Source organism: Arcobacter sp. CECT 8989 (genome assembly GCF_004116715.1).
In the GTDB taxonomy this organism is placed as follows: Bacteria; Campylobacterota; Campylobacteria; order Campylobacterales; family Arcobacteraceae; genus Halarcobacter.
This window is the reverse complement of sequence record NZ_PDKE01000003.1, coordinates 175,920-197,869: the sequence shown is the minus strand read 5'-3', so window position 1 is coordinate 197,869 and position 21,950 is coordinate 175,920. Positions and strand designations below refer to the sequence as shown.

24 protein-coding genes and 1 pseudogene are annotated in these 21,950 nt (G+C 29.9%); 11 read left to right on the top strand and 14 right to left on the bottom strand.

The features are described 5' to 3' along the window. The first annotated feature begins 33 nt into the window (after positions 1–33). Genes CRV02_RS04545 through trxC form a run of 3 tightly spaced genes read left to right on the top strand, consistent with a single transcriptional unit; the run spans position 34 to position 1,198 of the window. Entirely contained in the window at positions 34–537 is a 504-nt protein-coding gene (locus tag CRV02_RS04545) for a putative metalloprotease CJM1_0395 family protein (protein ID WP_129089342.1), read from the top strand. Then, positions 524–763 carry a hypothetical protein gene (locus CRV02_RS04540; RefSeq protein ID WP_129089341.1) on the top strand — a complete coding sequence of 80 codons (240 nt, stop codon included), beginning with the start codon at positions 524–526 and terminating at the stop codon, positions 761–763. The genes CRV02_RS04545 and CRV02_RS04540 overlap by 14 nt, the downstream gene beginning before the upstream one ends. A gap of 3 nt (positions 764–766) precedes the next feature. After that, positions 767–1,198, top strand: a complete 432-nt coding sequence (gene trxC / locus CRV02_RS04535) for a thioredoxin TrxC (RefSeq protein WP_258239225.1) — start codon at positions 767–769, stop codon at positions 1,196–1,198. Positions 1,199–1,201: 3 nt separating this feature from the next. Here the strand turns inward: trxC and CRV02_RS04530 are convergent, their stop codons facing one another. Together CRV02_RS04530 and CRV02_RS04525 are read right to left on the bottom strand one after the other, a co-directional pair. Beyond that, positions 1,202–1,696 (bottom strand): DUF523 domain-containing protein, encoded by a 495-nt coding sequence (locus tag CRV02_RS04530; protein WP_129089340.1) that lies wholly within the window; start codon positions 1,694–1,696, stop codon positions 1,202–1,204. A 3-nt stretch (positions 1,697–1,699) separates the two neighbouring features. Continuing rightward, positions 1,700–2,458, bottom strand: a complete 759-nt coding sequence (locus CRV02_RS04525) for an ATP-binding protein (protein WP_129089339.1) — start codon at positions 2,456–2,458, stop codon at positions 1,700–1,702. Between the two features lie 115 nt (positions 2,459–2,573). Between CRV02_RS04525 and CRV02_RS04520 the strand changes: the two genes are divergently transcribed. From CRV02_RS04520 to CRV02_RS04505, 4 genes and pseudogenes are all read left to right on the top strand, one after another. Continuing rightward, on the top strand, positions 2,574–2,768 hold the full coding sequence (locus tag CRV02_RS04520; RefSeq protein WP_129089338.1) for a hypothetical protein: 195 nt from the start codon (positions 2,574–2,576) through the stop codon (positions 2,766–2,768). Positions 2,769–3,140: 372 nt separating this feature from the next. Continuing rightward, positions 3,141–3,509 (top strand): annotated as a pseudogene (locus CRV02_RS15130) (ATP-dependent zinc protease); the annotation flags it as partial. Between the two features lie 9 nt (positions 3,510–3,518). Then, on the top strand, positions 3,519–5,048 hold the full coding sequence (locus CRV02_RS04510; protein WP_129089336.1) for an inactive transglutaminase family protein: 1,530 nt from the start codon (positions 3,519–3,521) through the stop codon (positions 5,046–5,048). Then, positions 5,014–5,985 (top strand): alpha-L-glutamate ligase-like protein, encoded by a 972-nt coding sequence (locus CRV02_RS04505; protein ID WP_258239224.1) that lies wholly within the window; start codon positions 5,014–5,016, stop codon positions 5,983–5,985. Before CRV02_RS04510 ends, CRV02_RS04505 begins: the two co-directional genes overlap by 35 nt. A 27-nt stretch (positions 5,986–6,012) precedes the next feature. Here the strand turns inward: CRV02_RS04505 and CRV02_RS04500 are convergent, their stop codons facing one another. Further along, complete coding sequence (locus tag CRV02_RS04500; protein ID WP_129089335.1) at positions 6,013–9,588, bottom strand: bifunctional proline dehydrogenase/L-glutamate gamma-semialdehyde dehydrogenase; 3,576 nt, start codon at positions 9,586–9,588, stop codon at positions 6,013–6,015. Positions 9,589–9,826: 238 nt separating this feature from the next. Here CRV02_RS04500 and CRV02_RS04495 point away from each other — a divergent pair, with 238 nt between their 5' ends. Both CRV02_RS04495 and CRV02_RS04490 read left to right on the top strand, forming a co-directional pair. Then, on the top strand, positions 9,827–10,051 hold the full coding sequence (locus CRV02_RS04495) for a hypothetical protein (RefSeq protein WP_129008390.1): 225 nt from the start codon (positions 9,827–9,829) through the stop codon (positions 10,049–10,051). After that, positions 10,044–10,712, top strand: a complete 669-nt coding sequence (locus CRV02_RS04490) for a hypothetical protein (protein ID WP_129089334.1) — start codon at positions 10,044–10,046, stop codon at positions 10,710–10,712. The genes CRV02_RS04495 and CRV02_RS04490 overlap by 8 nt, the downstream gene beginning before the upstream one ends. 24 nt (positions 10,713–10,736) lie before the next feature. Here CRV02_RS04490 and CRV02_RS04485 read toward each other — a convergent pair whose 3' ends face one another. From CRV02_RS04485 to CRV02_RS04460, 6 genes are all read right to left on the bottom strand, one after another. Further along, positions 10,737–11,459 (bottom strand): ABC transporter ATP-binding protein, encoded by a 723-nt coding sequence (locus tag CRV02_RS04485; protein WP_129083503.1) that lies wholly within the window; start codon positions 11,457–11,459, stop codon positions 10,737–10,739. Then, positions 11,449–12,240, bottom strand: a complete 792-nt coding sequence (locus CRV02_RS04480) for an ABC transporter ATP-binding protein (protein WP_129083502.1) — start codon at positions 12,238–12,240, stop codon at positions 11,449–11,451. The genes CRV02_RS04485 and CRV02_RS04480 overlap by 11 nt, the downstream gene beginning before the upstream one ends. After that, complete coding sequence (locus tag CRV02_RS04475; protein ID WP_129089333.1) at positions 12,240–13,214, bottom strand: branched-chain amino acid ABC transporter permease; 975 nt, start codon at positions 13,212–13,214, stop codon at positions 12,240–12,242. Before CRV02_RS04475 ends, CRV02_RS04480 begins: the two co-directional genes overlap by 1 nt. Next, positions 13,214–14,116 (bottom strand): branched-chain amino acid ABC transporter permease, encoded by a 903-nt coding sequence (locus tag CRV02_RS04470; RefSeq protein ID WP_129083500.1) that lies wholly within the window; start codon positions 14,114–14,116, stop codon positions 13,214–13,216. Before CRV02_RS04470 ends, CRV02_RS04475 begins: the two co-directional genes overlap by 1 nt. A 17-nt stretch (positions 14,117–14,133) precedes the next feature. Beyond that, positions 14,134–15,261: a branched-chain amino acid ABC transporter substrate-binding protein gene (locus tag CRV02_RS04465; protein WP_129083499.1), complete on the bottom strand. Its 1,128-nt coding sequence runs from the start codon at positions 15,259–15,261 to the stop codon at positions 14,134–14,136. 203 nt (positions 15,262–15,464) lie between these two features. Further along, positions 15,465–16,358 carry a DMT family transporter gene (locus CRV02_RS04460; protein WP_129089332.1) on the bottom strand — a complete coding sequence of 298 codons (894 nt, stop codon included), beginning with the start codon at positions 16,356–16,358 and terminating at the stop codon, positions 15,465–15,467. Between the two features lie 132 nt (positions 16,359–16,490). Between CRV02_RS04460 and CRV02_RS04455 the strand changes: the two genes are divergently transcribed. Beyond that, positions 16,491–17,171, top strand: a complete 681-nt coding sequence (locus CRV02_RS04455) for a rhodanese-like domain-containing protein (RefSeq protein ID WP_129089331.1) — start codon at positions 16,491–16,493, stop codon at positions 17,169–17,171. A gap of 20 nt (positions 17,172–17,191) precedes the next feature. On the opposite strand, the gene CRV02_RS04450 is transcribed toward CRV02_RS04455, so the two are convergent. Then, the gene (locus CRV02_RS04450) at positions 17,192–18,331 is read right to left on the bottom strand and encodes an HD-GYP domain-containing protein (RefSeq protein ID WP_129089330.1); all 1,140 of its coding nucleotides are present in this window, start codon (positions 18,329–18,331) and stop codon (positions 17,192–17,194) included. Positions 18,332–18,440: 109 nt separating this feature from the next. Here CRV02_RS04450 and CRV02_RS04445 point away from each other — a divergent pair, with 109 nt between their 5' ends. Beyond that, positions 18,441–19,364 carry an MBL fold metallo-hydrolase gene (locus CRV02_RS04445; RefSeq protein WP_129089329.1) on the top strand — a complete coding sequence of 308 codons (924 nt, stop codon included), beginning with the start codon at positions 18,441–18,443 and terminating at the stop codon, positions 19,362–19,364. Here the strand turns inward: CRV02_RS04445 and CRV02_RS04440 are convergent, their stop codons facing one another. The 4 genes from CRV02_RS04440 to CRV02_RS04425 are packed head-to-tail and all read right to left on the bottom strand — an operon-like array spanning position 19,365 to position 21,872. Further along, positions 19,365–20,156 carry an alpha/beta hydrolase gene (locus tag CRV02_RS04440; RefSeq protein WP_129089328.1) on the bottom strand — a complete coding sequence of 264 codons (792 nt, stop codon included), beginning with the start codon at positions 20,154–20,156 and terminating at the stop codon, positions 19,365–19,367. It lies immediately after the preceding gene. 20 nt (positions 20,157–20,176) lie between these two features. Then, positions 20,177–20,617, bottom strand: coding sequence for a DsrE family protein (locus CRV02_RS04435; RefSeq protein WP_258238978.1), 441 nt, complete (start codon positions 20,615–20,617; stop codon positions 20,177–20,179). 10 nt (positions 20,618–20,627) lie between these two features. Further along, positions 20,628–21,068 carry an MOSC domain-containing protein gene (locus tag CRV02_RS04430; RefSeq protein ID WP_129089327.1) on the bottom strand — a complete coding sequence of 147 codons (441 nt, stop codon included), beginning with the start codon at positions 21,066–21,068 and terminating at the stop codon, positions 20,628–20,630. A gap of 3 nt (positions 21,069–21,071) precedes the next feature. After that, the gene (locus CRV02_RS04425; protein WP_129089326.1) at positions 21,072–21,872 is read right to left on the bottom strand and encodes a thioredoxin family protein; all 801 of its coding nucleotides are present in this window, start codon (positions 21,870–21,872) and stop codon (positions 21,072–21,074) included. Between the last annotated feature and the right edge of the window lie 78 nt (positions 21,873–21,950).

Genomic DNA, 21,950 nt, shown 5'->3' with positions numbered 1-21,950 from the left:
GATAAAATTGTTTTAATATAAAAAGGTTTTAACATGGAATTAAATTCTTATTCTCAATCAGCATCGTCAATATATCAACAACTAGCTCAGAAAAGATCTGAGTTAGCTAATATTGATAAAAAAGAAGTAGAAAAAGCTGCTTCAGATGATTATGATAAAACTAATGCTTCTAATGAAAAGTTTGATAAACAAGACTATGATAGAGTTTTAGATAAATATAAGAACTTAGATGCCCAAGTTAAAACCCATGAACAAGCCCATGCTGCAAATGGGACTACAACAGCACCTATTCAATATAATTATCATGTTGGACCAGATGGAAAGCTTTATGCAAATGGAGGTTCAGTAAGACTTGATACCTCAATGCCTGAAGATGAAGGAGCAGTAAATGCTAAACTAGAAGAACTAAAAAGTGCTTCTAGTGCCCCTAGCGAATTAAGTTCTGCTGATGCACAAATTGCAAGAACAGCAAACTTAAATAAAATGCTACTTCACTCTCAAGATGATACTCAAGGAGTAAATAATGAGAATAGATAATAATTTAAATGGTATGCTTGCAGCACAAATGCAAGTAACTGAAACAGCAGAAAAACTATCTACTATTGCTCAAGTAGTTGGAGATCCAGAAAATATGGAAGTTACAGCAGATATGATTGATGCAATCGCAGGAAGTATACCTCAAATAATAGCTTATGAAGCAAATGCAAAGGGAATTGAAATGCAACAAGCTGTTGCAGATACACTTCTAAATTTAAAGGCTTAATAAATGGATAAAATCAATGTTGTATGTCCTCATTGTTTAAAAGTAAACAAAATTCCAAAAAAAGACTCTTATTCAAAAGCTAATTGTGGTTCTTGTAAGAACTCACTTTTAGATACTACTCCTATTGAGTTAGATGAATCAAACTTTGACCATGTAATTGTTAATTCAGAAATCCCTGTAATAGTAGACTTTTGGGCTCCTTGGTGTGGACCATGTAAAATGATGGCACCAATTTTTAATGAAGTAGCTCAAAAATATCCATTAAAAGCACTATTTGTAAAAGTAAATACAGAACAACACCAAAACTTAGGTGCAAAATATCAAATAAGATCAATTCCTACTTTAATTGTATATAAAAATGGTATTGAAGTAAAAAGAGTAAGTGGAGCCTTAGACCCTCTTAAATTATCTAGTTTAGTAAACGAACAGTTATAAAAACTATTTATTAGTTCTTATAAACTGTTGTAATTCTTTTAATTGAGTTTCGTTGAATACTGTGATTCCATTTTCACTTAATAATCTAGCTGTTAATCCTTGATTTTCAACTAAATTACCTGTAAAAGTACCATCATAAATCTTTGTATTTCCACAAGATGGTGATTTAGATTTTAATAAAGCAACTTTAATACCCTCTTCTTGGCAAAGCTCTAAAGCCTTTTTAGCTCCTAGTAAAAAGTTTATAGTTACATCTTCTTTATTTATAGTTTCAACTTTAAAAGGTTTTTCTACACTTGTAATCTCAGCTGGATCTCTGGGAGTAGATAATCCACCTTTTACTTCAGGACATAAAGAGTAAACTTCATTATCGCATAAAATATCCATAAATAGTTCTTTTGAAGAAAAAGAAAACTTTGGATTAAATGCTACAGAAGAGTTTCCCCCATCATATCTAACATCTTCACCTAAAAGGCAAGAAGAGACCAATAACTTCATATATTAATCTCTATCCAGCAATTCTTTATCAAAGAATGTTGATGTTTGTATATTTTTGAATGCAGATTTCATAGAAACGAACATCTGAGGATTTTCCTCTTCCATTTTTTCTAATAACTCTTTTGTTTTAGCTCTTGCATGAGGCATTTTAATATCAAATCTCATTGCAGGACATGCTTCATCACCGATTACTGAGATTTCATTTGTTTGAGCAAAAGCTCTTAATTGTCTCTCTCTACAAAAGATTAAAGGTCTAATAACTTGTAAACCATTTTCTGCTTTATAAATAGGTGGCATTGATCTTAATGCACCATTGTATAGGAAGTTCATAAAAAATGACTCCATTGCATCATCTAAATGATGACCAAGTGCTACTTTATTGTAACCTTGTTCTTGTGCTGTAGAATATAGATACCCTCTTCTCATTCTAGAAAAGAATGAACAAAATGATGAGTTCTTTCTAATCTTATCTTTTGATAATTCAAAGATTTCTGTATCAATAATCTCATGCTCAATTCCATGCTCTTTACAGTGGTCAGCTAAAAACTGTACTTGCTCACCCATTCCATAAGTTACTGTTACTGCTTTAAAGTCAAAGTCAAAAGGTGTAACTCTTTTTAGGTGATTTAATGCATGAATTAAAGTTGTAGAGTCTTTTCCACCTGAGAAACCAACTAATACTCTATCACCTTCTTGAATCAGTCCATATTCTGCATTTGTTCTTCCAACTAAACTTGAAATTTTTTTACTTAAGTTTACCAAAATCTCTTTCCTAACTATATTTTTCGCGATTATAACAAAAAAAACTAAATTAACTGCTTTTTTAGATAATTACACTATAATTTCTTTTTTAATTTTACTAGAAAGACTAATTTACATGACACAAGAAGAAATAAAAGAGTTTAAAGACACAATTGCTAAAACTATCATTCCTGTTGTTCAAAATATGACAGAAGAGCAAATAAGAGAGATTATAACTCTAGTAGAAAAAGAGCATGAAAACTTGCCTGAAGGCTTTGGTAATATGCTTTATGAGCAAATCTTAATTATGAAATATAATGGAAGATACTAAAGTATCTTCTTTCTCTCCTCCTCACTGCTTTAAATTAAATTCTTTACTGTTTTTTTAGATATTTATACTATAATCATGCCTTTCATATATATTTGAAAGGATTAAATAATGAAAAAACTTTTTTTTAATGCTATCTTTTTTTCAGCTTTAACAGTAATCTTCATTGGCTGCTCAACTGCAAGTAAAACTGAACAAATGGATACACAAGACCCTAAAATTGAAGAACCTAAAGAAAAAATAATAATAAAAGAAAAAATTGTATATAAAGAGAAAAAAGTTCCTGTTTATATTACAAAAGAGCCAAAACAAAAAGACTCAAAGATAATTCTAGGTAACTATGAATATGTATATATTCCTTCTGAAAACTTAAAACTAAAAGCTAAGATAGATACAGGCGCAACTACTACTTCTTTACATGCAACAAATATAAAAGCTTTTGAAAGAGATGGGAAGAAGTGGGTTAAGTTTACTTTAGAAAATGAAAAAGGTGAACTAATTAACAAAGCTTTACCTATAAGTAGAATTGTTTATATCAAAAGGCATGGGGCAAAAAATCAAAAAAGATATGTAGTGCAAATGAGAATAAACGTTGCAAATAGTAGTCAGCTTGTTGATGTAACACTTACAGATAGAAGTAAGTTCTCTTATCCAGTTCTTATTGGTAAAAACTTCCTAACTGGTATGGTTTTAGTTGATGTATCTAAAAAGTTCACTCAAGAGCCAATAAAAAAAGCTAAGTAAAGAGTAAAAATGACATCAAGAAATCAAATACTCTTATTCTCAATTATATTAATAATAACTTCTATTGCTCTAATGAGTTATAAAGTAAAAGTACTTAACTTCCCTATTTTTCAAGAAGAGACTACAAATATATGGAATATTGAAGCAAAAATTAGTTTTGATAGTAAGAAAAACCAAAGTGCCTTAGTTTCTATGATTCTTCCTAAAAAACAAGATGGAATTATCATTGTAAATGAAGAGTCAAGTTCTGCGGATTATGGTTTTACAAAAAGAAAACTAAACTCTACAAATAAAGGTGTTTGGTCTAAAAGAGAAATTGAAGGTAGTCAAGTAATCTACTACTCAATTGATATTATAAAAGACAAATACTATAAAGCAAATCTTGAAGCAGAACCTATTGAAGTTGAGCCAATGGAAGTTCCTTCTGTAATGGTTCAAGCAGCAAACTCTTTATTAAATAAAATATATGACAAAAGCTCTGATTCTTTGACTTTTACTTCTTTATTAATAAAAGAGTTTAATCTAGTTCAACCTTCTCAAGCTGCAAAAATGATTAAAAATAATTATATGAAAACAGCTAAAGAAAAAAGAGATGCTTTAGTTCAACTTCTAAATAAAATGCAATATAAAGTTAGAACAATTGGTGCATTATATTTAGAAGATAAACAAAGAAATATAGTACTAACTCCTATGTTAGAAGTTTTTCATAAAGACAAATGGTATTTATTTGATATAAATAATGGTCTTATTGAAAATAGTAGTGAAATATTTATATGGCAAAGAGGTTCACAGTTCTTATTAGAAGCTGAGGGTGTTAAAAACTCTAATGTAAGATTCTCTGTAACTAAAAACATTGTACCAGCAAGAAATGCTGCTTTATCTAAAGATCTTAAAAACCAAAGTACTCTTTTAGACTTTTCATTGTTTACATTACCAAATGAGTCACAAAATACATTTAAACTACTACTTTTAGTTCCTCTAGGAGCTTTAGTAGTTGTTATTATGAGAGTAATTGTAGGACTTAAAACATCTGGTACTTTTATGCCTATTTTATTATCAATGGCATTTATTGAAACAAGTTTATTACCTGGTATTATGATGTTTATTTTAGTAGTAACTATGGGGCTTATTGTTAGGTCATACTTATCCCACTTAAATCTACTTCTTGTAGCAAGGATATCTTCTGTACTAATTGTAGTTGTGGGGATAATGGCTTTTGTGGCTATTCTTTCACATAAACTAGAACTAGAATATGCGACAAGTATTACTTTCTTCCCTATTATTATTTTAGCTTGGACTATTGAAAGAATGTCTATTATTTGGGAAGAAGATGGTTCTAAAGAGGTATTTTTACAAGGTAGTGGTTCTTTAATAGTTTCAATTATTGCTTACTTTGCTATGACAAACTCTGTTTTAAGTTTCATTACATTTAACTTCCCAGAAGTTTTATTAGCAGTTCTTGGATTAATCATACTTCTAGGAAGATATAGTGGTTATAGACTAAGTGAGCTTTATAGATTTAAATCAATGGTTAAGTAAGATGTTTGCAAACCCTTTTAAACTAAAAAAACTTGGTATTTTAGGAATGAATGATAGAAATATCAACTATATAGGAAAACACAACGATAGAAAAAACTTTCCTTTAGTTGATAATAAACTAAAAACTAAAAAACTAGCCCAAAAACATGGAATTTCAGTTCCTAAATTATTAGGTTATATTCAATACCAAGTGGAAATAAATCACTTTGAAGACTATATAGAAAACCAAAGTGGCTTTGTTATAAAACCTGCACAAGGAAGTGGAGGTAAAGGTATTCTTGTTATTGTTAAAAGAGATAAAGACAAGTTTATTAAGCCAAGTGGTGATGCTTTAGATTATAACGATATAAAAAGACATATCTCAAATATTCTAAGTGGTCTATACTCTCTTGGTGGAAGAAATGATGTAGCTGTTTTCGAGAAACTAGTTGATTTTGATGATGCCTTTGATGGTTTTAGTTATGAAGGTGTTCCTGATGTAAGAGTAATTGTATATAAAGGTTTTCCTACTTTATCAATGATGCGATTATCTACTTCAAATAGTGATGGAAAAGCAAATCTTCATCAAGGTGCTGTTGGAGTTGGAATTGATATTAAAACTGGAAAAGCTTTAAATGCAGTACAGTTTGATAGACCAATTAAATTTCACCCAGATACAAATAAAAATCTAAAGGAATTAGTAGTTCCTTTCTGGGATGAGATACTTCATTTATCTGCAAGATGTTATGAGATGACAAATATGGGTTACTTAGGTGCTGATATTGTTATTGATAAAAATTTAGGTCCATTAGTATTAGAATTAAATGCAAGACCTGGTTTAGCTATACAAATTGCCAATGATATTGGTGCTTTAAAAAGATTTAGTTTAATTGATAGTTTAAAAAACTCTAATAAAAGTTTAGAAGAAAAGATTGCTTTCTCTAAAGAGAACTTTTAAAAAAAGAAGAGATAAACTCTTCTTCTTTTAGTTTCCTTGCTCTCTTGCTCCAATATTTCCATATCTATGATAAGAGTGTGAAACAGACTGCTCTTTAAAGTAGTTTAGAAGCTCTAATCTTCCTTCCATCATAGGTTTTCCTCTTACGATGAAAGTTGTTGTTTTAGAAGCTTCTTTAAATACCTCTTCAGATACTTTTGCGATATCAGAATAGATTACTCTATCGTACTTAGAAATCTCTTTTTTAAACTTCTCTTCATCTTGAATAACTAAGTTATCCCTTGAAGTAAATAGTTTAGAGTATGAATCTTCTAGGAACTTTTTAACTTTCTCATTTTTATCAACTGATACTTTAAAGTGTACCTTTGAAACTCTTGCTGCAAGTATTCTTGATACTACATCAAAAAGAGTATCATCATCACTAACTCTAATAATTACATTATCTAAAGGAATATATCTAAAGTGATTGTCTTCTCCTCTTACATTACAATAGTCTTTTTCTTTTGAAAACTCATTTTCATAGTTTTCATAATATGATTGTAAAGCGAAAGAAAGCTTTTCTATATCATTTTTATCTTCACTATTTGTTTTACAAGATTCAATAAATCTTGTTAAATCTGTAGAGTATTTTTTAGCTACTTTTGGAGTATTACTCTCTTCAAAATCAACGAACTGAGTTATATAGTTATAAATACCAACTTTTCTCCCTGCTCCAATTGCAGATTTACCCATACCACCAAATGGTTGTCTTAAAACAATAGCTCCTGTAGTTCCTCTATTTACATATAGATTTCCTGCTTTTAAGTTTGCTTTCCAGTACTCAACTTCTCTTTCATCAAGTGATTCAATTCCAGAAGTTAAACCATACCCTGTAGAGTTAACAATCTCAACTGCATGTTTTAAATCTTTTGCTTTCATTACAGCTAATACTGGTCCAAAAAGTTCTGTTTTATGAATAAAGTTTCCTTCTTTTACACCCCATTTAATTGCTGGTTCTAACATATACTCATTATTATCAGCATATGAAGGTTCTAACGCCCACTCTTCTCCTTCTTCTAGTTCTGAGATAGCTTTTTTTAATGCTCCTGCTACAGGATTTGCTAAAGTACCAATTCTATTTTTAAAATCCCAAACAGAACCAACACTCATAGAACTAGCAGTATCAACTAAAGCTTTTCTAAATGAAGCATCATTATAAACTTCTTCTTCTAGTACTAGTAAAGATGTAGCTGAACATTTTTGTCCTGAGTTATTAAAAGCACTTAAACAAACATTTTTAACTGCTTGGTCTCTATCTGCCATATTTGTAACAATAGTTGCATCTTTTCCACCAGTTTCAGCTGTTAGGAAAAGGTCTGGTCTAGTTTCAAGCATTTTATGAGCAGTATCTTCACCACCAGTTAAAATTACAAAATCAACTTTTTTATTAGCAATTAAATGCTCACCAGCTAATGCTCCAGGACAAGGAACAAACTGTAGAGTATTTTTTGAAACTCCTGCATCCCAGAAGCATTTGCACATTTCATAAGCAGTTAATGCTGCAACAGAAGCAGGTTTGATAATAACTGTATTTCCAGCTGCTAATGCTGATGCAACACCACCTAAAGGAATTGCTACAGGGAAGTTCCAAGGTGGTACTACAACACCTACACCTTTTCCAGTAAACTCTAAGTTCTCATATTTTTCCCAATACTCTGAAGAGTGAGAATAAAACTCAATAAAATCAACTGCTTCAGATACTTCAACATCAGTTTCAGTAAATACTTTTCCTACTTCTGCTGCTGCAACACCTATTAAATCATCTCTTCTTTCACGTACCTTTATTGCTGCTTGTTTTAAAATCTCATGTCTTTGTCTATTTGTTTTACTTCTCCAACCATCAACATCAGCATCTGCAATATCTACTGCTTTTTGTAAATCTTCTGCTGTAGCATTTGCAAATCTTCCTGCTAAAACACCCTCTTTTAATTGAGATTTATCAATTGCATCTACAATTTTTCTTCCTTCAATTAAATCTTCACCTCCAACTACAACAGGAGCAATTTTATGTTCAGTATCTTTAGAGAACTTCCATTTTTTTACAATATTTCGTGCCCACTCTTGATTTGCTGGTAAAACAAAATCTGTATCAGCTTCTGCATGGTAAGTTCCAGTATCATATGAAGAGTTAGAATAATCATCCCATTTTTCAGTTAATCTATTTTGCTGTCTTTTTGCACCAACAAATGATGTTTTCTCATTTTCAAATGATTTTCTAAATAGTGCTTCTTGTGCTTTCCAATCTTTTGTTCCAACTTCTAGTCCAAAAGAGTATCTAATAAAGTTATTAGGACCTGTATTTTCATCAAGTCTTCTTACTAAATATGCAATTGCATTTGTAAACTGTTCTTTTGAAGCTGTTGGACCATAAAGAATTGCATTTTTAGAGATCTCTTTAATTGCAAGTCTTGCTGACTCACTCATACCTTCTAACATCTCAATAGTATGATACTTTTCTGTATCGTTCTCTTTTGCTAGTTCTGTTGCAAATGCAAGTTCAAATAAGTTATGAGAACCAGTTCCCACATGCATGTATGGAGCATTTTCTGGTTTTAAAGCATGTCTAATCATTCTTTTATAGTTTGAGTCAGTATCACTTTTATCAGTATAAGTTACCATTTCCCAATGTTTTTGAGAAGCTTCTGTCTCCTCCATCTCCATATTTGCACCCTTAACAAGTCTAAACTTAATAGGGCTTCCACCATTTTCTACTCTTTTTCTTGCCCATTCACATAAATCTTTTTGAACATTAAATGAATCAGGTAAATATGCTTGAAGTACAATTCCAGCATAGAAGTCTTTGAACTCTTCTTTTGCTAAAGTTCTTTTAAATACTTCAACAGTGATGTCTAAATCTCTATACTCTTCCATATCAAGGTTGATAAATTTGTTTGATTTTGTACCATCTGGTGCAATATAAGGATATTTTTTAGCTTGAGCATAGATTTTGCTTAGCTTTTCAACTAATACTTCAACTGTATGTTCAAAATCTAAAGCACTTATTTGAGAATAAATTGTAGAAATTTTAATAGAAATATAGTCAATATTTGGGTTTTCTAAAGCTTTTAAATACTTTTCAATTCTTTCACTAGCTTCTTCTTCTCCTAGAACTACTTCACCAATTAAATTAATATTTACCCTTGTACCCTCTTCTTTTCTCATTTTAAGATGTTTATTAAATGGTTCTTCTTCACCTTTTAATACAACAGTTTTTGTATCATCTCTAATTTGATCTACAAACATTGGTACAGAAAGGTTTGGTAAAAATTTACCTATATTTTGGAATAACCATAAAAGCATTCTATCTTTTGTAGTAAAAAAGTGTGCCATACCATGCTTTTCAAGTAAAAAAATGATTTGATTTGCAATTCTATCATTTGATTCACATCTAAAGCATTGGTCCATTAACTCAATTAGTAAAGCTTTGTCTTTTGGATGCTCTAGCATCTTGTTCATCTTCTTATAGAACTCTCTATCATAATCACTAACTAACTCAGTAGCTCTTCTTTGCCATTTTTCAGCCAGTTTAACTGCTGATTCTATAATCTCTTTTTCTTCTCTCATCCCGTATCCTTATAATTAAAAGCATAAAATTTATTAAGTAATACAAAAAGTAGTACCTTTAAAAAATTATCACACACAAAAACTTAATTTAGACTTAAATTTTACTTATTTTAGTATCTAAAATTACTTATTTATAGTATTGTGTAAAACTGTTCTATAAAACCTAAAAAGCATTACTTCAAGGAGTTTTAAAAGAAATCAAAGTAATATAAGTAAACAAAAATCAAAGGGTTATTTTTTGGCTAAACAAAAATATGATAGACAAATTATAAGAAATGTAATAGATAAAAGTCTTAAAAACAAAAAAGAGATTACTCAGCTAACTATTAAAATTGATTCAAAACTAGATGATGCATTAGTTATTCTTTCAGAGAAAATCAATGTATCAAAAAATAGACTTATAGAAAATATTCTTTATGAAAGTGGTATTATTGAAGAAGTAGAGGAAAACTACTATGAATAACTTTCCAAAACAAGAAAAAGTAGTAGATGCTATTTTAAATGGTATTGTAAATGCTAAAAACAACTTTTTATTTTGGACAAATGATAGGCTAAGTCTTTCTTATGGTCCCCATAAAATTGTAACTATTCATATTGCTCAAGAGATAGCAAAAATAGAAGAGCACACACCAGAAATTTTTATAAATGCTACTGTTACAGATATTTTAAGATGTTCTCTACCTGATAGAGACGAATATCCAAACTTTATGACTAAAAGAGATCTTACAGAAGGTACTTTTAGTATAACACTTGATGAAAGAATTTCTCATAGTAGCCACAATGACTCAATTTCAAGAGTAGTTATCTCTGTTAAAAACAATGTTATAAATACTAAAAAAGAGTACCTAGATGAAGTAGATAGAATCTGTAAAATGATTCAAAGGGATGAAAACTATAAAGAGTCTAGTTTAGATTATGGAGTATTTACTTTCTATTCTGATATTACTAAAGATGCCAGAAAGAAGCTTGATAAAAGAATTCCTGAGATAATCAAAAACTTTGATAAAGTAGTTGCTAACTATGATAACTTAAAAGCAACATTTAAAGGTGGAGAAATCCATAAAACAAAAGATGATGAAGAGTGGTCAATGAGTTGTTATATTATTGAACCATTTTTTAAATAGTAGTAGGATTTCCCTTACTACTATTTAGTGTTTTTTACCAAGATAAGCTTCTTGGATTTTCTCTGAGTTTAATAACTCTTCAGATGTTCCCTCATGGGTAATATGCCCCACTTCTAAAACATAAGCTCTATCAGCTAATTTCAATGCAGCTTTCGCATTTTGTTCTACTAATAAAACAGTTACACCACTTTGTGCAATCTCTTTTACTGCTTTAAAAATTGCTTTAATTAAAATAGGTGCAAGTCCAAGTGAAGGCTCATCAAGAATTAAAAGCTTTGGTTTTGACATAATAGCACGTCCTATTGCAAGCATTTGTTGCTCACCACCAGAAAGAGTACCAGCAAGCTGTTTTCTTCTCTCTTTTAATCTTGGTAAGATGTCATAAATCCACTGTAATGTCTCTTTATCGTGATCTTTAAGTGTATATGCACCCATCATTAAGTTCTCTTCAACTGTAAGTGTTCCAAAAACTCTTCTTCCTTCAGGAGAGTGAGACATACCTAAACTTACTATATCATGAGCAGGAGTACTAGTAATATCATTTTTATCAAAGATAATACTACCTTGTTTTGCTTTTAGTAAGCCAGAGATTGTTCTTAAAGTTGTAGTTTTACCAGCACCATTTGCACCTAAAATTGTTACAACTTCTCCACGTCTTACTTGAATATTAATTCCCTTAATTGCAGAAATAGCTCCATATGAAACGTGAAGGTCTTTTATATCTAATAAAATCTCATTATTTACCATCTTGCTCTTCCTCCTCGTCATCATCAGAACCAATATAAGCTTCTACAACTCTTGGGTCATTTTGTACAAAACTTGGCTCACCTTGAGAAATCTCTTTTCCAAAGTTTATAACAGTGATATAGTCAGTTAAGTTCATAACCATTTCCATATCATGTTCAATCATCATAATACCAATATCCATTTGAGATATTTTTCTAATGATTTCTGTTAGCTCAATTGTCTCATTTTCATTAAGACCTGCTGCTGGTTCATCTAAAATAAGAAGTTCAGGCTTTGCAGCTAATGCTCTTGCCATCTCAACTTTTCTTTGATTACCATAAGATAAATCACCTGTTGCATTTGTAGCTAAATGAGTTAAATTAAAAAACTCCATTAGCTCTTCAACTTTTTTCCAAGCCTCTTGCTCATCTTTTTTATATGCAGGAGTATGAATAATTGCGTGATACCATTTTTGTTTTGACTTAGTATGATATCCTGCCATAATATTTTCAGCTACACTCATCTCTTTAAATAGCCTAATATTTTGGAATGTTCTTAAAACTCCCCTTTGGGCAATTTTATGAGGTTGCATTCCAGTGATATCTTCACCTTTATATTTAATAGTTCCTTGCTCTGGTGTATAAATACCAGTAACACAGTTAAAAAGTGTAGTTTTTCCCGCTCCATTAGGACCAATAATCCCATAGATTTGCCCAGGTTTTACTTTAATAGTTAAATCATCAATTGCAACAAGACCATGGAAAAACTTAGATACGTTATCTATTTCTAGTACATATTTCATTATTCAGTTTCTCCTTTTGATTTTGCTTTTAGTGCTTTTTCTTTTAAATACTTTGGAATATTTCCAAAAGTTGCTGGCCATACACCATTTGGTCTAAGAACCATAGTAAGAACCATTGCAGCACCAAAGATTAAATATCTTGATTCTTTAAACTCTGTAAACAGTTCAGGTAATACAAACATTACAAATGTACCAATAATTACACCTGGAAGAGATGCAGAACCACCAACAAGTACAATAGCAAAGAACATAACAGACTGCATAAATGAGAATGACTCTGGACTTACAGCTGAATACTGAATTGCAAAAATAGAACCAGCAACACCTGCAATAGCAGCACCTAGTGCAAAGGCAAATAGTTTATAATATGGAATATTAATACCCATAGACTTTGCAGCAATTTCATCTTTATTGATATAATAAAGTGCTCTACCATATCTTGAGTTATCAAGGTTTCTAATAATTAATAGTGTAATTAAAAGAAGTCCAAATGCCATATAGTAAATTGCAGTATCTGAAAATAACTCATATCCAAATACTCTTACAACATCTATTCCAAAAATACCATTTGGACCACCAGTTAAACCAAATAAGTCATTTGATAAAACTTGTTCAAAAATGATATTAAATCCAATTGTTGCTACAAGTAAATAATCCCCTCTTAAGTGAATGATTGGACCAGCAAGTACAATAGCAACAATTACAGGAAAGATAATTGCAAATGGAATAGTTGCAATAATTTCCAAACCAAAATGTACATTTAATATTGCTGTTGTATATGCACCAATACCAAAGAAAATGGCATGTCCCATATTAAATACACCTGCTCGTCCTAGAATAATATCTTGAGAAAAGGCAACTGTAGCAAATACTAAAAATGTAATACCTATACTAAGCCAAGCTGAATCAACAGTAAATGGGAAAACAGCCATAACTAATATAAATATAGTAGCAATTAAAGTAGTCTTATTCATTATACTTTCTCCGCTGTTTTTTCACCAAGAATACCTGTTGGTCTAACAATTAAAATAATAATTAAAAGAACAAAAGTAAATGTCTCAGCCCACTCCGTTGAGATATAACCTGCAATTAAAGCATTAAATAATCCAAGTAATAATCCACCAATCATAGCTCCTGGAATTGAACCAATTCCACCAATAATAGCTGCAATAAAGGCATTTAAACCATAAACCCATCCCATATCAAATGTTAAAGATCTATAATAAATACCAATAAACAGACCACCAATAGCACCAAGCATAGAACCAACTACGAAAATAATCATAACAATTCTATTAACATTAATACCCATTAGTTTTGCTGCATCTTGGTCAATTGCAGTTGCACGAATAGCAGTACCAATCTTTGTTTTATTAATAAAGAAGTATAAAGCTATCATTAATACAGCTGAAAGTACTAAAATACAAAGCTGTGTAAATGTAATAATTACACCAGAAACATTCCAAGTAGTACTAGGCAATAAATCTGCTGGGAAAATTTGCATATTTGGACCCCAAATAAGCATTATTCCATTTTGAATAACTAAAGCTGCACCAAGTGCTGAAACAACAGCACTAAGTCTTGGTGCCGTTCTTAAAGGTCTATATGCAAGACGCTCAAGAAGAACACCCACAAAAGCAACAATAATAGCAGTCAATAAGAAAATGATAATTACATTAACAAAAGAAACTGCACTTGCACCAAAAAACTGTGTAAATATAGTAAGTCCTACATAAGCTGAGAAGGCAACAAGGTCACCGTGTGCGAAGTTAATTAACTTCATCACACCGTAAACCATTGTATAACCTAAAGCAACTAATGCATATAAACTTCCTATAGTTAAACCATTGATTAACTGTTGAAGAAAAATATCCATTTATTTAGGCTCTCTTATTATTTGTTGAATGATACTTTGTAGCTTCCATCATTTTGAATTTGATACACCATTAAAGATGCTCCAACTCTTTCACCATCTTCTCTAATGTTAAATGGTCCAGTAATTCCTGGGAAATCTTTCATATCATTTCTAATATAGTCAGAAATCTTTTTAGTATCAAATGAGTTTGTTTTTTCAACACCTTCCATAACTGCTCTTAAACCATCTGCATTAACAACAGCCCAAATTGAAGGAGGCTTCATGTTAAATCTATCTTCATATGCTGTTAAGTATTTTTTAGCAGCTTCATAAGGTAAAATATCTGGAGTTGGTACATTTACTAAATATACACCTTCAGCAGCTTTTCCTGCAAGTTTTAAGAAGTCTGGGTTATCATTTGAATCACCACCAACAAAGTCAGCGTTAATTCCTAATTGTTGTTGTTGAACTCTTAAAAGTCCACCATCAGTATAGTAACCTGAGTAATAAATTACATCTGGGTTTAATGCTTTAATTTTAGTTAAGATAGCTGTAAAGTTTTGAGTACCAGATTTAATCTTTCCTCTAAATGCTACATTACCACCAAGCTTTTTAATAGAATCCTCTACAGAGTTTGCTAATCCATCAGAATAAGAAGAATAATCAGATAATACTGCAATTCTTTGATATTTCTTTTGATTTACAAAATAGTCTGCTGTAAACTCACCTTGAGCTGAGTTTGGAAATGAGTTTCTAAAGAATGTCCAATATTTTCTTTTGATTAAAGAATCTGAAGTTCCATCTGAAGTTTGAAGAATCTTATTTCTATAATAAGTAGTTTGAGCAGCTTCTGTTGCTCCTGAAGTATAAGAACCAATTACTGCAAAAACACCTGCATTTGCTAACTTCTTAGCACAAACAGCTGCTTTTTGAGCTTTTGCTTCATCATCACAAGTAACTACTTCAATCTTTTTACCAAGTAGTCCACCCTCTTTGTTCTTTTCATCTACAATAAGTCTAACAAAGTTGTCAATACCTTGTCCCTCATTTGCATACTTCCCTGTAATTGGTGCTTGTACACCGATCTTAACTGTATCTGCTGCAAATACTGAAGTACAAACAGCTGCACTTAGTGCAAAAGCACTAGCTAACTTAGTTAATTTCATCTAATCCCCTTTCCTTAAATTAAATCTTTTTCTAGTCTAAATCCAAACAATATTTCTAATGTTTTTTTAGTAGTACTAAAAGTAATGACTTTTGAAAACTATTCATTATTTCACAGTAAAAATAAATTAAGACTTAAAAAAAGACCATTTATTATAACTAATATATCATTTTATTGTAATTTTCTTAAAATGCTATTTTATTGCTACTCTTTGGCTTTTTTTTGCTGAATTAGTAGTCCAATAATGATGAATCCTAAACCTACTAAAGTAGAGATAAAAATCTTTTCATTTAGAATGAAATATATAAAGATTAAGGACATAAAAGGAGAGATAAAAATTAGGTTTGCAATCTTTGATGTATTCTGAGCATTTTGCATTGCTTTTAACCAAAATAGAAAAGTAATACCCATTTCAAACAATCCAACGTAAACTGCTGCTAATACTCCACTTGAATTAGGAATATTAAGAGGTTGTGTTAAAAGGAAGTATATTATTATAACTGGTGTTGCAACTAAAAAGTTAGAAAACAGCATTACTGTTGACTCACCTTTAGCTTTTGTATTAAATATCCAATATAAAGACCATAGAATTGTACTAAATAGCGCTAATAATACTCCATCTATATTTGAGAAGTTTAAAGAAAAAGGCTCACCTTTTGTTGATATAACTAAAACACCAAAATAACAGATAATCCCTGCAACAATATCATTGAATGTAAGTTTCTGCTTTAAAAATGGAACAGAAAGAAATGCTAACATTAAAGCCCAAGTATAATTTATAGCTTGTGCTTCTTGAGCTGGTAAATAATCATAAGCTTTAAAAAGAACAAGATAGTATAAAAATGGATTAATAAATCCTAGAATAAAAACTAGTTTTATATTCTTTTTTATATATGGGAATACTTGATTAAGTTTTTTATTTATTATTAGCACACAAAACAGTGCAGCTAATGAAGTTAAAGAAGAGAGTAATACTAACTCTTCAGGTGATAAATATTGTAATGCAAATTTAAAAGCTGTAGCAACTGTTGACCAAAGGAATACTGCTATTAATGCAAATTTATAAGCTTGTGATTGAGATTTAATAGTATTCTCCATATTTTTTTCAAATTGTACCACACGTAATGTTATATTTACTTAGCTTTTGTTAAGAAAATTATTATTTAATATTTTTAAGTTTAAATATATGAAATTATTATAATATTTTCTAATAAACAAAAAGGAGTTGAAATGTTAAAATACACACTAAAACTAGCCCTAGCTACTTCATTACTAACTTTAGCAGTAAATGCAAGTGAGTTAAACCTAAGAGGTGATGGTGTAGAAGTTAAGTATGATGAAAAAACATACAATATAAAAAGAATACATGATGAAGAGTGTAGACAAATAAATGGAGCTGATCCTAAAAATATTTGGTCAGGAGACTATGCAAAAGAAGGACTATCTTCAAAATGTGTTAAGAAGTTTGTTACAACTGTAGGAAAAATCACTCCTATGAAAATAACAGACAAAATTCAAACTATTGGAGAAATAGAAGTTATTAACTTCATAAAAGAGTCTCAAGAAAGAGATGATATGCTATTAATTGATGCAAGGCTTCCTGATTGGTTCTTACAAATGAGTATACCAACTGCTGAGAACATTCCATTTACCTACTTTAATAAAGATAAATACCCTGATGACTTCTATGATGTTCTTGATATGATTGGAGTGAAAGAAGTATCAAAAGGAAAATATGATTTCACACAGGCTAAAGAGTTAGTTCTATTTTGTAATGGAGTATGGTGTCCACAATCAACTTTCGCTATTGAAAACCTTATAAAAATTGGTTATCCAGAAGAAAAAATTTCTTGGTATAGAGGTGGAATGTATTCTTGGAAAATGTTAAATCTAACAACAACTTCAGAATAGTAAATCATTAATTTGATTTACTATTTAAAAATCTCTTTAAAATCATTAACAATAGTTTCATCTACCCTATTCTCTTTTGCCATTTGCTCTAAGATATCAAAAGCTTCTTTTTTAGTATAAGCTTTTCTATATGGTTTATTACTTGTTAATGCAGTATATATATTAACTAAAGCTAGACTTCTATCTTTTAGACTTAAATCCTTTGCTTCTAAACTAAAAGGATATCCATTTGCATCAATTTGCTCTTGCACCTTATAAGCATATGAACAAATATCATTAAAACCAATAATATTTGATAAGACTTTTTTTGTATAGTATGGATAGGCTTTTATTTCTTCATATTCATTATCTTCTAAAGAGTTTTGCTTATTTAGTATTTTTTCATCAATATAAAGTTTTCCAATATTACATAAAGAAGCTGCAATCATAAATGTCTGTTTATCTTTGTGTTCAAAGTTATAAAATTCAGCAACTCTAGAAGCATTTTCTATAATATTTAGATTTTCATTAGTAAAAAGTGTAAAGATAGAAGTAATCTCTAAAAGCTCTTCAAAATCTAAAACTATAGTTTTGTCTTGTAGTGTAGAAAAAATAAAAGTAAGTAACTCATTTTCGTTTTGTAAATCAAGCCAAAAGCTTTGAGTTTGAGCAAACTCTTCGAAACACTCAACTAAATCACTTGAAAAAAGTATATTCTCTTTATCTTTTATATAAGCTAGTATTTTAGTTCTATTTTCTACAGAGTTTTTACTTAAATCAAATTTTGTATCTATATGGTTTGCAAAGTAGATAAACTGTGAGAATAATGGAATATCATACTCTTTTAGATTAAAATCATACTGATACTTTAAAACATCTATTTGCTCTTTAAAATCAAAAGGAAGTTTCATTGCGTATTCATTTGCCAAGTTGCAAAACTTTTCTTTATCCTCTTTTGCTTGTGATAAAGCTATATTATGCATCAAAGAATAAGCACAAATATCAAATAAAGCATCTTGTTTATAGTTAAACTCTAAGGCAAACTTTAAACTTAAATAGGCAACTCTTTTAGAGTGGTTTTTACTTGTATTAAAATATCTTGATTCGACTTCATCAAATGCATTTGATAATGACAATAAAAAGTTATTTAGATTGAAATTCATTTGTCTTTTTTTATCCATAAATATTCCTAAAAATTTGTTGATTATATTACAATATTAATGCTAATTATACCTTAGATTTACTAAAATACCTCATGAAGAAATATAAGAAAAACAAATAAGGATAAAGATGAAAAAGATTATTTCAGGTATCGTTGCTTTGGGCTTAAGTACATCAGTTTTTGCATTTGATTATAAGCTAGAACCAAAAAAAATCAATGATAATACATGGTGTTTTTTAGGAAAGCTTGAAGCACCTTCAAAACACAATGGTGGATTTATGTCAAATCACTGTTTTGTAAGTACTGGCAAAAGCTACCTTTTAGTAGATGCAGGAGCTACTTATGAATTAGCAAAACAAGCATATGAAAAAATGAGTGAGATAAAAAAACTTCCAGTTAAAACAGTTTTTTTAACACATGAACATGATGACCACTGGTTAGGTGCTTCATTTTATAAAGAAAAGTTTGATGCAAAAATAATTGGTTCTTCAAGTATAAATAAAAACTATACTAAAGACTCTAAAACAAGAATGTTTAAAATGCTTCCTAAAGATGCTATTAAAAATACAAAAATAGTAAGAGTAGAACAAGAGATTAAAGAAGCAACTTCTATTAAAGTTGATGATATGGAAGTTCAAATTATTCCAGTAGGAAGAAAAGCTCATACTAGTGATGACTTATTTGTATATATTCCTTCAAATAAAACACTATTTTCTAGTGATTTAGTTATGAATGGAAGAATTACTTCTAATAGAGATGGTTCTGTTATTGGTCAACTTAAAGCTGTTGAAATGATGGAAAAAATGGATTATGAAAACCTAATTCCTGGGCACGGTCATGATACAAGTAAAAATGCAATAAATGAAACAAAACAATACTTTACACTACTAAAACAAAGAGTTTTAGAAGCTGTTGAGGAAGAAATTGGTTCAGCTGAGGTAACAAAACATATTAAAATGGAAGAGTTTAAAGATAAAGCTTTATATGAAGAGTTAAACTCTAGAAATGTATTTGATGCATACAATGAACTAGAGTTTTATGAAGAGGAGTAATTATTCCTCTTCAAACATTTCTACAGTAGCTTCTGTAGCAGTATCTGTCATATCTAAATCTATGTGAGCTGCACCTTCTACTTTTACTAGTTTTACATTTAAACCTTTATTTTTAGCCACTTCATAAAAACTTGTAGTAACTTCTGGTTTTGAAATTTTATCTTCTGTTCCATAAATAAATAAGATTTTAGTATCTTTACTTATATTATCTAATACATCAACCATTGAGATTAAATCTTTTTCATCACTTACTTTATGAATATCATATCTTCCACCAGCTAAAGCAATATTTTGAATTAAATCAGGCTTTGTACCAATTAAAGTTGCACCCATCATTGCCCCTGCACTATGACCGATAAAGTTAACTTTTTGCGCATTATACTTTTGCTTTAAAGAAGAAACTAATTCTCCTAAAAAATCTACATACTCTTTTTTAGCCGCTAAATTTTTAACTTCTTTACTTGCTAATGGTTTTAAGTTATTTGTAGATGAATCTGAATATCCAGGAAGAGCAACTGCAATAGTTGTTAAGTCCGTTACCATATTCATAGTTTCTGCAAAAGGAGCATATCTACCAAGAGTATTTGTTCCTAAATCCCAAGTTCCATGAACAATTACAGTAATAACTTCATTATCTTCAGCTTCAAAGGCTTTATACTCAATACACTCATTTCCAGCATAAATAAAGCTTCCCTCTTTTGCTTCACACTGCTCTTTACTAACATTAGCTGCATAAACAGTTGTAGCTAAAGCTAATGATAAAAATCCTGTTGTAAAAATCTTCTTTAACATTGTAAACTCCTTTTATGAAATTAGTAAGCTATAACTCCAATATAGCCATCAACTTGTCTCTCTATTAATTCAACAATTCCTGCTTGAACAAAACTTGCATCATCAATAAAATCATCTTCTGTCCACTTCATAGTTTCCATTGTATTTTTACAAACTATAAACTCTACATCATACTCAACTAAAGACTTGATTCTTTTAAGTGTAGCTGCATCATAATCTGTTTTTAAAGCTCTTACCCCATTTCCATAGGCAATAACAACTACTTTTAGTGATTCTGCTGGGTACTCTTTTAAAATGTTATAAATCGTACTAAGATTATGATTTACTTTTTCTAGGTCAGAATCATAAAGTTGAATAGCTACTTTTCTTGGCTCATCAAAAGTAGGATGTGGCTCACTAAACTCTGATTTTGCAAATAAAAATAGTGCTGATGCAAACATTAAAATAAAAATTCTTTTCATTATATATCCTTTATATTAACTCTACAGAGTCATCTTTTTTTATAACTCCATTATTTATAATAGTACAATAAATACCCCTGCAATCCTTTACGATTTTTGGTAACTTTTTACCAAATACTGCTAAATGATTACAAATGGTACAGTTTTCAGTTATTTGTATAACTGCTTCACCTATTTTAAACTTAGTTCCTACACTATAATCATGTGGATTAAAATCAAATAAAATATTCTCACCTAAAGAGCCAGCTTGAATATTAATTCCCTCTTTTAAAGAGATATCATAACTGTATTGCCCTACTATCATTACTGTTTTTTCTAAGTCTTTTCCAGCAAACTTATCCTCTTCTATGCCAAACCCCTCTATTAGTTTTAAACTATCAACCTTTGGTCTAGGAAGTCCACTATCAGCCTTTTTAGCACTAAAAGTACCTACTACTTTACCAATAGTCATAGATTATAGATTCTCTTTTAAAATTTGTAAATAATCACTTTTAATCCAAGCTCCAGGATAAGTATTTAATAACTCTCCACCAGAAGTTAATACAAAAAATGTAGGAGTCATCCCTTTAAAGTGTTTTTTTAAACCAAAAGGTAAGTTTATATAATCAACATCAACTTTTAAGAAAATATAATCTTCTGCCATGATATCTTTAACATCTTGCTGATTTAAAACATCTTTTTCCATTTTTTTACAGAAATAACAAGTTTTAGAAGTAGCATAAACAATAATATGTTTTCCTTCTGTTTGCGCTTCTTTTAAAATCTCTTTTTCATCATAGTTTGAAGTTAGAATCTTATTTGCTTTTGGCATATTTTTAAGTCTATCTTCTTTGTATCCCATAAAATATTGAGCTAAAAGTTCAGCTTCTTCATCTGTTATTTTTATTGGCTCTTTCTTTTTATAATACTTTAAAGCAGTCTGATCGCAAATACTATTGTTTCTATCTGGTTTTTCTAAATAGTTTTTTAAATACTCTTCTATTTCAACAACTCTCATATCTTCGTCATTTGGGTCACCAATTTTTCTACTACTATCCATCATTGCCCAAGCAAGCATATTCTCTGTTGGAATTTCTAGTTTTAATAATTGATTATTTCTCTCATAAAAGTTCTCTTTTAGTTTTTTAAATGAGATATACCCCTTATGACATTGGGCACATTTTTGTTCAAAAAGTTTTTTACCTTCTTGAAAGTCTGCAAATAAATTTGTAGATATAAAACAGGCAAATAGAACTATAAACCCCTTTTTAATCATCTCTTGTCCTTCTTTTGATTTATAAAATACTTTCTTAAATACTTTATAAATCAAAAACATAAAGAAATGTTTCTTTAT